General features: G+C 45.1%; 9 protein-coding genes. 3 read left to right on the forward strand and 6 right to left on the reverse strand.

Annotated elements, in window-relative coordinates:
* Window positions 1–452: 452 nt before the first annotated feature.
* Window positions 453–623, reverse strand: coding sequence for a hypothetical protein (locus RID09_RS03580; protein WP_446334579.1), 171 nt, complete (start codon window positions 621–623; stop codon window positions 453–455).
* Between the two features lie 35 nt (window positions 624–658).
* On the opposite strand from RID09_RS03580, the gene RID09_RS03585 reads away from it, so the two are divergent.
* Both RID09_RS03585 and RID09_RS03590 read left to right on the forward strand, forming a co-directional pair.
* Complete coding sequence (locus RID09_RS03585; protein ID WP_446334580.1) at window positions 659–1438, forward strand: ABC transporter permease; 780 nt, start codon at window positions 659–661, stop codon at window positions 1436–1438.
* A 161-nt stretch (window positions 1439–1599) separates the two neighbouring features.
* Window positions 1600–2124 carry a hypothetical protein gene (locus tag RID09_RS03590; RefSeq protein WP_446334581.1) on the forward strand — a complete coding sequence of 175 codons (525 nt, stop codon included), beginning with the start codon at window positions 1600–1602 and terminating at the stop codon, window positions 2122–2124.
* Window positions 2125–2229: 105 nt separating this feature from the next.
* Here RID09_RS03590 and RID09_RS03595 read toward each other — a convergent pair whose 3' ends face one another.
* Window positions 2230–2778, reverse strand: a complete 549-nt coding sequence (locus RID09_RS03595; RefSeq protein ID WP_446334582.1) for a Dps family protein — start codon at window positions 2776–2778, stop codon at window positions 2230–2232.
* A gap of 200 nt (window positions 2779–2978) precedes the next feature.
* On the opposite strand from RID09_RS03595, the gene hisB reads away from it, so the two are divergent.
* Complete coding sequence (gene hisB, locus RID09_RS03600) at window positions 2979–3623, forward strand: imidazoleglycerol-phosphate dehydratase HisB (RefSeq protein ID WP_446334587.1); 645 nt, start codon at window positions 2979–2981, stop codon at window positions 3621–3623.
* 165 nt (window positions 3624–3788) lie between these two features.
* Here hisB and RID09_RS03605 read toward each other — a convergent pair whose 3' ends face one another.
* The 4 genes from RID09_RS03605 to RID09_RS03620 all read right to left on the reverse strand — a co-directional run.
* Window positions 3789–4091: a hypothetical protein gene (locus tag RID09_RS03605; RefSeq protein WP_446334583.1), complete on the reverse strand. Its 303-nt coding sequence runs from the start codon at window positions 4089–4091 to the stop codon at window positions 3789–3791.
* 186 nt (window positions 4092–4277) lie between these two features.
* On the reverse strand, window positions 4278–4868 hold the full coding sequence (locus RID09_RS03610) for a Uma2 family endonuclease (protein WP_446334584.1): 591 nt from the start codon (window positions 4866–4868) through the stop codon (window positions 4278–4280).
* A gap of 89 nt (window positions 4869–4957) precedes the next feature.
* The gene (locus RID09_RS03615; RefSeq protein ID WP_446334585.1) at window positions 4958–6187 is read right to left on the reverse strand and encodes a class I SAM-dependent methyltransferase; all 1230 of its coding nucleotides are present in this window, start codon (window positions 6185–6187) and stop codon (window positions 4958–4960) included.
* A 100-nt stretch (window positions 6188–6287) separates the two neighbouring features.
* Window positions 6288–10385, reverse strand: a 4098-nt coding sequence (locus RID09_RS03620) for an Ig-like domain-containing protein (protein ID WP_446334586.1), incomplete at its 5' end; no start/stop codon positions are given.

Genomic DNA, 10385 nt, shown 5'->3' on the forward strand with positions numbered 1-10385 from the left:
GTACTTCACGGTGCCTATATATTTCCGCTCAACGTAGTATTCCTTGCTTTCGTCGGAATACTGAGGCTAATCACGAAGGCACAAGATTTCTCTCAAGCCCACGCTGTACCGCTCGTATCGGTCAGCGTTGGGTTCGTGACACTATTCTTTAAGGGGGATAAACTCAATTAGAATGCAGCCTAATCCCCCGGCTTTACCCTCCCTAGCTTCCGTCAATCTAGGGGGGGTTTCTTTGGCATAAGCGATGTTTATTGCTTGTCTTGATCTTCAAAGGCGAAGATTCCCTTGAACAGCATCAGTAGACCCCCTGCTAAGATAGCGATCGCTAAACCGCCAGTGACTAAATCGACTATTTGATTCTCCACACTCGTTTTCCTACTCTTCCTGCAAATGCTAGCGTAGAATACTCTAATCCAACATGCTCCCCGTTATCAGTGGTGGAGTGGATTAAATCAGGAGGTAAGGGATTCGGGAACAAATACCACAGACGTTAGACAACGTTCGCGATCGCGTTCGTAATCAGAGCGCATTGCCACAACCGTCATCTGCCCTTGCCCTTGAGCGAGGTGGGTTTTCAGTTGTTGGATGGTTGCTTTTTGAGCGTTGATATAGTTATCGTGCATGATGGCGGTGGTGATACAGGATATATAGCCTAGGCGTGGACTCTTTTATTCAACTTGACCCCATTGATTTAGTTTGGGGATTGGGCATGATGGCGATCGCGATTGGTTTATCCAGTTGGCAAGGGTTAGGTTTGGAGTTATCGTTAGCGATCGCGACAGGGCGAACGGTGATACAGCTTTTGGTGGTGGGGTTTTTTCTGGGGATTGTCTTTGCCTTAGATAATCCTTTGGCAGTTTTAGGCGTTTTTCTGGTAATGCTAACCATTGCGGCGATTACCGCCCGTAACCGGATTGGCAAAAAAATACCCCGACTATTCTGGGTAGTATTCGGTTCGATTTTCTTCTGTAGTGCCTTAACGTTGATTTATACCAATCTACTGATTATTCAACCGGAAACCTGGTATCAGCCCCAGTATCTGATTCCCTTGGGTGGTATTGTTTTGGGCAATGCCATGAATGGATCTGCGATCGCGGGTGAACGCTTGGTGAGTACGATTACCAGTAGTCGTTTGGAAATTGAAACGCACCTGAGTTTAGGCGCTACCCCGCAACAAGCTGTGGCGGGATACCGCAAAGATGCTATCCGCGCCGGATTAATTCCTACCCTGAATCAAATGATGGTGGTGGGGATTGTGACGTTACCAGGAATTATTACAGGTCAACTTCTGAGTGGCATTGACCCATTGAATGCGGCATCTTACCAAATTTTAGTCATGTTTATGATTGCGACAACTAACCTGACTACGACAATCTTAGTGACTCAGGGTATTTATCATCAATTTTTCAACGCCCAAGCCCAGTTGCAACTTCCTTGAAATGCCATTTGTCATTTGTCATTTCTCCTTTGTTTGCACCCCTGCACCCCTGCACCCCTGCACCTGCACCCCCGCACCTGTGCACCTGTGCCCCCCTGCACCCCAACACTCCAGCTTTCCTAAGTGATGCTACGATAGCCTTAGTTTAACCAGCACCTAGTATGAGTTTTTCTTTTGTTACCCCCCGTCGCCTTCTCGCTTCTGGTCTGTGTTTGGGCGTCCTGAGTACCCTAGGGTTAACCATCCGTTCTCATTCATTACTCTCACCCGCCGTTGCTGAAGTTGCGATCGCATCCACTAAAAACGTCGCTGCTGACGATGTGGTGGGTACGTGGCAAGGGGAAATGGCACCCGGTCAAATGATCACCTGGATTTTGACGCCAGACGGCAAACTCTTCATGACTGCCCCACCCTTTGCGGATGAACCACAACGGGCGTTAGAAATGCGTTACCAGGTAGAATCGAGCACTAAGCCGATGGGTTTGAATATTGACTTGGCGCAGGGGGCGACTGTAATGACGATTTTTGAGATGACTCCGGAGGGTCAAATGCTCGTACAAATTGCGGGAACGAATCCGGGCGAAGAACGACCTGAACAATTTAATAATGCGACGGTGTTTAAGAAACTTTCAAATGCCACAACATTACCGCCGGATACACAAATTGAGAATTTTCAAAGTCGCTAGTGCCGCGCGGCTGTGAGCTTCTGGGTTTTATTTATTTTCACAAATCATTGAGACTTGCCCGATTAAGGGCGCATGGCAATGCGCCCTCATCCGGCTTAATAATGACTAGCTTTTTTTTACAAAACCTAACGTTAAGCTATCTGGTGCGAGGAAATGGTTCAAATGATACGCCCGTTCCTCAGTTTTCAAAAGGATTTGTTCATGCAAATAGCGGGTGGCGCGATCGCCTAAACTTTCCGCTTGTGATGCCTGACGCCGAATTAACTGGATTATAGCTTGCTCGGCTGCCAAGTCATTTTCGATCATCTGACGCGATGAAAAAATGCCATCGGCTTCTGGAGAGAAGCAACAGAGTTGCGCCAGGGTGCTAAAACTAGCGGCGGGAACTCCACCTAGCCCATTGAGTCGTTCTCCCAAAGCGTGGACATGTCCCTGTGCTTGTTCATAGCTTTCTTGAAAGAAGTCGTGCAAGGAATAAAATTCGGCGCCTTGTACAACAAAGTGATGTTTTTGGTATTGCAGATAGAGTGCTTGGAAGCTTGCCAATGCAATATTTAGCCCTTCACAAACGGGAGCAGTTACACCTTGCTCCAGTAGGATGGGATTATCATAGACTTCACCAAATGCCTGGACTAAACCCTGAGTATCTGGCATGGTTGTGTTCTCCTTGTCATTAAGTTGGCGTTATTGCCAGTGTCTAGGGTTACTGTAGCATGGTTGGGAGAATCTGGTTAGTAACTAAGGGAAGATGTGGAGACACCAAAGATGGGGGAGATAGGGAAACAGAGACATGAATGAATGGCAATTGGGTGTGAGACAATAATAGACGGTGTTCTCCCTTGTCAGAAGCGACTATGCAAACCAGCGATCGCACAGGTATTAGTAAAGAGTCTCAGCATCCTCTATTCTCAGCCCGGACAGCAACCGTGAGACGTACCACGGGTGAAACTGATGTACAGGTTAGCCTGAATTTCGATGGTACAGGAACCTGTCGTGCTGACACAGGTATCCCATTTTTGGATCACATGTTGCATCAGCTATCCTCTCATGGGTTAATTGATTTAGACGTGAAAGCAACCGGTGATATCGAAATTGACGATCACCATACCAATGAAGACGTTGGCATTACATTGGGACAGGCGTTTGCTCAGGCATTAGGCGATCGCAAAGGGATTGTCCGCTTTGGTCATTTTATCGCACCCTTGGATGAGGCATTAATCCAAGTGGCACTGGATTTTTCGGGGCGTCCTCATTTAAGCTATGGCTTGGAGATTCCGACTCAACGGGTTGGTACCTATGATACACAACTGGTGCGGGAATTCTTTGTCGCATTGGTGAACCACAGCCAAATGACGTTGCACATCCGCCAACTGGATGGAATTAATTCTCATCATATTATTGAAGCCACATTTAAGGCATTTGCGCGATCAGTCCGTATGGCAACAGAAATTGATCCGCGTCGCGCTGGAATGATTCCCAGTTCTAAGGGAGTTTTGTGACTTAATGGTTATTGGTCATCGGTCATTTGTCAAAAATATTTTATAGCCAGAGAAATAGAGTTATCCTCTAATCATCGATTTGTGATGCAAACCGATACTTGTCAAGACGAAATGATAAATCATCATATAAATCATCAAAACTTATACAGTATATATGCTTAGAATTTACGATAAGGTTTTGCTATGAGCAAAGACTTCCAATCTCTCTTTCATCAAAATATCTAATATTTCGATTTCATTTTGAGGATTTAATCTAAAAAAAAGTCGCAAACTATGATTGACTCTTAGCAAATAAAGCGATTCATCTATATTAAGGGGTTTAACATTTTTTCCTAATGTTGATTCTAGCCCAAAATTTGCTAAATAATCAATGGACTTCAAGACGGTGTTTTTCTGTTCAAGAGATAACATGTCTAAAGCAACAGTGGCACGCTTATGAAATTTGATTGTAGCTGGATTATCTTTCATGTGAGTATAAGCCTAATCTAAGAGACATATTCAGACGAAACTTTCTTTATCGTAGCGGATTGCATCTGGCTAGGGTTTACCGAGACGTCGTTGTGGGAGTTCAGAGTTTTGAGCGGGAAGGAACTTCTGGGTGCAACCTGATGATAAGGATTAACGATCCCGTTTTTTGTGAGAAATGCGGGTATATCACAGAGCCGGATTAAGGATTTGTGCTGCGGTTAACTGCAACGCTTTGAATGTAGGCGATCGGATTTCATCAGTACCCCAAAACTCTGTGGTATCGTAGAAGCCTTCCACCAGTTGACAAATTGTAATTTTATCCCCTAAGGGATCAACGATCCAATATTCAGGAATGCCTAATACGGTGTACTCAGCGCGTTTTGCTCGGTAATCTACAGTTTGAGTTGATTCACTCACCACCTCAACAACCAGTAAGGGGGGTGGTTCATCCAAAGTAATGACTGCTTCTTTTTTATCACGTAGCTGTTGCCATTGTTCTAGGGGTAAAACGGTTACATCAGGAATGCGAGAAGTGTGCCAACGTCCCCGTTGCGGTGACTGAATGCCAACGGTCATTTGTTTAGCTGTCCAGGGAAGTCCTAGCTGTTTTATTTCGGTGCGAAACTCGTCGTGCAGAAATTCTGCAATATCGCCATGTAAACCACTACCAAGACTCATAGGAATTAATTTACCCTCAACCAGCTCATAAACCGTATCGGTTCCATCTGTATAGGTTAGATATTCTTGAAATGTTAGCCGCTGGAGTGCAATTACCATCTTTATCCCTCTAGCGTATTCAGGACTATGATTAATACAGTATAGTCTTGTACCGTTGCGGTTACAAAGGATAAATGGCATACAACAAATTAAGCCATTGGCGGAATAGTTAATCCCTTAAGCGATCGCGCCTTTTCCTGACTCAACCCCTTACCCTGCACCAGCACAGTAAACCCCCCCAATCCCGTGGGATCAATTAGTTGATGTAATGCATCCCGACGCCGCATAATTCGGATCACATCCTGCGCCCCCGCGATCGCGTGTCCCTGGCGGCTTTCTGATCCTGACAGTGCCGAGATGCGATCGCCTAATCCTAATGCCATTAAAAATAATCCTTGTTTCGTCAATCCCACGGTTTGCAATCCAGACAATTCTCCTTGCCATTCTAAAGCCGTAAAATTTACATGAGCGGTAATATCTTGTTGTCCAATATAGACATAAGGATTATCATGATGGCGGTGACGATAATAGCATTTTAATGTCCCCTGATGTCGTGCGGGTAAATAATAGCGATCGTTAGAATAACCATAATCAATTGTCAGCAAAAACCCTCGTTTTAGCTTATCGGCAATCGTCTTCATCCAATCTAACGCTGCTAAATTCACCTCACTCCGATAGCCTTCTGGATACGCCCCCGAATATAAATCAACTCCCATCCACTGAAAATACTCCTTTAACTCAGGTGTGGAACTCTCATCGGTGACTTCCCCAAAATTAATCCCATCGGCTTCTGTCGTTACCGTTGTCACATAAATTTCCTGAAGCTGTTTCTTCTCCAGCACAACTTGATGCACTGGAAATGCATCCACGAGTTCATTAGAAAAACAACAACCCGTAATTGAATTCTCTGATATCTGATCAAAGGTACACCAGCGTAACGGTAAACCAGGTAAGTTCAACTGGTTTAAAACTTGCTGCTGTTGAGTAATCAATCCCGCCGCTTTTTCGACAATGATATAGTCTAACGCCGTAAAACAGTCCGGATACTGTCGATATAAATAACTTAAAACATCAGCCGCGACCAATCCTTGACCCGCCCCCATTTCCACCACCGTAAATGGTTTTGGGTGTTCTAACATATCCCACATTTGGGCAAACTGTTCCGCCAGCAACTCACCAAAATCATTACCCAGATGGGATGAGGTAAAAAAGTCTCCTTCAGAGCCAATATTGACCGCACCTGTAGCATAATATCCCTGTTGGGGATGATAAAGGACTAAATCCATATAGTCGGCAAATGAAATACGCTGATTCGGTGTCGCCGCAATTTTATCGGCAATTAGCTGTCTCAGGGATTGTTCCTTTTGGGATAATGACATAAGTGCAGATGGGGTTTGTAGTAAGCGCTGGACTCGCGGCTGGCAGGCTTTGTGCCTACTATAGCGATCTTACTATTGGTTTTTACCTTAATTTCTAACCCTAAGTAAAGTCAGTTTCAGTAATTAAAGAATCCGATACACCTAAAACTGTCACCAATACTTCACTGGTGTTACTATCACTAATTAAGGTACTGTAACCATTAGATGTAATACTTAACTGCCCGAAAGTTAGACCATTGGTGAGTAAAAAAGAATCCTCACCATCGCTAAAATCAAAAATCAGATCCCCTCCCGTACCAGATTGTAACAGGAACTTATCGGCACCAGCACCACCAAATAGGCGATCGCTACCGGTGCCACCATCCAGGAGATCGTCTCCTACTCCCCCACTGAGAAAGTCACGATCTGCACCGCCGTTGAGGGTATCGTTGCCTAAACTACCCAACAGGATGTCATCTCCGGTATCACCGTCTAAGAGATCATCATCCTCTCCCCCATCGATGAAGTCATTCCCTGAGTTACCCAGAAGGGTATCATTTCCAGCCTCTCCCTGAAGCTGATCATCATCAGCACCACCGTCGGCAAAGTCATCTCCTGCTTTTCCATTCAGGATATCCTCACCCGTTAAACCGAAGAGAGTGTCGTCACCGATATTAGCGATGAGGGTATCGTCTAGGGGAGTGCCAAAGAGAGTCATATCCTGGATGGGTTCAACGACGACATCCACAGTAGCGGTGGATGTTCCCCCATTGCCATCAGAGATTGTATAGGTGAAGCTATCTGTGCCGACAAAGCCAAATTCAGGCGTATAAACGAGTTGATCATCCGTTAAGTCATTCGGTGTGCCGTTATCATCTTGGCTAATTGTGCTACCCAGAAGGGAAATGGCATCAAAGCTGTCTATAAATACCGAGTCTCCTTCTACTGGATCACTATCATTAGCCAAGACATCGATAGTTACCGCTGTATTTTCTAGAGTCGTAGCCTGATCATCTCCACTCACTGGGTTATCATTCACCGACGCGATCGCAAGATTAACGGCTGCACCTGAAGCGAATAGGAAACCATCAGCGGCATTCCAGATAAAGCTAGTGGTGCCATTGAAGTTAGCATCGGGAGTAAAGCTGAGGTTATCTAGGTTGGCGGCAGCAATCGTTTCCCCTGGGGTTATGGCGGTATCATTTAAACGGAGGACACCGTTAGCCGGGAGAGACAGAATATTAATCTGGCTGAGACTATCTCCTTCAGCATCATTAAATACAGTGGTAAAGTCAGTCGCCGTGAAGGAAATCGTCGTGTCTTCATCCCCAGTTTTGTTAATCGTACTCAGGGTGGGTGCGTCGTTGCTGCCATTAATGGTTACGGTGACTGTGGCGGTATCGATGCCACCATTGCCGTCGTCTATGGTGTAGATAAAGCTGTCAGTTGCGGTTTCTCCTTGGCTAAGAAAAGCGAAGGCATGATTGGGGTTGTAGGTGAGGGTATTGTCGGCATTAAGTGTGACGGTGCCGAGGGTATTGCTGGTATCGAGACGGGCGAAGGTAAGAGTATCATTGCTGTCGATGTCGCTGTCATTGTCTAAGAAGCTAGCTGTGGTGAAAGCAGAGTCTTCGTTGATAGTGAAATTATCATCATTGGCAATGGGACTATCGTTAACGCCGTTGATGGTAATGTTAACGGTGGCGGTGTCAGTGTTGCCGTTACCGTCGTCGATTGTGTAGCTAAAGTTATCAATAGCGGTTTCTCCGACAGCGAGGGATTCAAATTGACCATTTGGATCGTAGTGGAATGTGCCATCACCGTTATTGATGACTAAACCTAAAGTGGTTGTGGTATCGAGGTTAGAAACGTTGATTGTATCACTAGAATCGGGGTCATTGTCGTTGTCTAAAACATTGGCAGTTGTGAAGGCGGTAGCTTCATCCGTACTGAAGTTATCGTTGTTAGCAGTGGGAGATTCGTTAATGTCGTTAACGGTAATCGTGAGGGATTGAATATCTGTACCGCCATTACCATCATCAGCCGTAATTTCTACGTCGTAACTGTTATTTCCATCCGCATCTAGGGGAGACTCGAAGTTGGGAGGATTGTTAAAGCTTAATTCTCCGGTATTGGCGTCAAGGGTAAAGAGACTACTATCGGTTCCTCCGGTAATCCAGAAAGTGGGAATATCGCCATCAGGATCAGTGGCGGTAATGGTGGTAACTAAAGTCGTGTTTTCATCTAGGTTAGGAGTGGAGTTAGAGGTAATTGTGGGCGATTCGTTAATGTCGTTAACGGTAATCGTGAGGGATTGAATATCTGTACCGCCATTACCATCATCAGCCGTAATTTCTACGTCGTAACTGTTATTTCCGTCCGCATCTAGGGGAGACTCGAAGTTGGGAGGATTGTTAAAGTTTAATTCTCCGGTATTGGTGTCAAGGGTAAAGAGACTGCTATCGCTTCCTCCGGTAATCGAGAAGGTGGGAATATCGCCATCAGGATCAGTGGCGGTAATGGTGGTAACTAGAGTCGTGTTTTCATCTAGGTTAGGAGTGGAGTTAGAGGTAATTGTGGGCGATTCGTTAATGTCGTTAACGGTAATCGTGAGGGATTGACTATCATTACCACCATTACCATCATCAGCCGTAATTTCTACGTCGTAACTGTTATTTCCATCGGCATCTAGGGGAGTCTCGAAGTTGGCAGGGTTGTTAAAGCTTAATTCTCCGGTGTTGGCGTCGATGGTAAAGAGACTGCTATCGGTTCCTCCGGTAATCGAGAAGGTGGGAATATCGCCATCAGGATCAGTGGCGGTAATGGTGGTAACTAGAGTTGTGTTTTCATCTAGGTTAGCGGTAGAACTAGAGGTAATTGTGGGAGATTCGTTAATGTCATTAATAGTGAGGATTTGACTAACTCCATTATTGTCAGTTTCGTTATTTAATTCAAAGACTTGATTCCCGGCATCAGTTTGGACAATGAAAAAGTAATCACCATCAATTCCTTGGGGTAGCGTAACGGTAAGACTGTTACGATAACTCTCGCCTACATTCAGGAAGCTGGGATTCGTTGTTCCTCCCAAGAATGTATCATTGTTATCTAAGGTTTGGTCTAGAGATAGCCAGACTTTATCCGTCCAAGTTGGTGTACTGGTAGCCGCTGTGCCGTTATTAGTAACAATCCATTCGACAACGGTTTCCTGACTAGAGAAGGCTGTTGTCGGCGTCGTAACACTGGTTACTTGGAGGTTAGGAGTAGGGGACAATTCTAGGCTAATTGCCTGGTCAGCGATCGCGCTGTTATTATTGTCCTCAGTAAACTCAAAAATTTGGTTATTTGTATCTGTGTTAACGACGAAATAGTGATCACCTGCTAAATCGATTGGCGCAGTTACTACCTGGGTGCGAGTTGTCGATTCTCCGGGTGCAATAGTCCCGGTAAAAGTAAAGGAATCGAGGAATTGATCGTTACCAACTGTGAGATTATTAGAGAGGAAAACTTGGTCAATCCAAGTGCCACTAGCTGTCCCATCTCCTTGATTCGTCAATGTCCAAGAAACCTCTATTCCTTGTCCTGACACAGCGGTAGTCGGAGCGCTAATATTACTGACAATTAAGTCGGGTGTCTGCGGAATCGTCAGTTCGATTTGGGTTGAGTTAACATTATTGGTTTCATTCGTCTCGAACTGTTGATTTAGGTTATCTGTCTGAGCTAAAAGGAAGTAAGTTCCCGCTGTAATGGAGTGATTTAAGGGTAAAGTAACGGATACTGACTGATTGTAGGTTTGACCTGAAGCGAGAGTCGTCGGAGCAAACTCTGTCAGTAAGATAGTATCATTTGTACTGATGGTATTATCACGAGAAAGAAAGACGCGATCGCGCCATGTTCTGGTAGTCGTTCCTATTCCTGAGTTGGCAACTTGCCAATCAATAGTAATGGTATCACCAAAGTTGGCTGTTGCTGGTGCAGTTACGGAGTTGACTACCAAGTCAGCAGGTGGACTAATCTGAATTGGAATCGCCGTAATATTATCAGTTTCATCTGTTTCTTGCTGTTGCTCACTGTCATCAGCCTTAAACAGGAAGAAATAATCCCCTGTAGCAATTTCTGGGATAGTCGCATTGTGGTTAATGGTATAGTCATTTCCCGCTGCCAACGGTGTAAACGAACTTGTATATTCGCTCAGTAATAAAGTATCCGAACTATCAAGGGT

Origin of the sequence: Coleofasciculus sp. G1-WW12-02 (assembly GCF_040219735.1) — a bacterium.
GTDB lineage: Bacteria > Cyanobacteriota > Cyanobacteriia > Cyanobacteriales > Coleofasciculaceae > Coleofasciculus.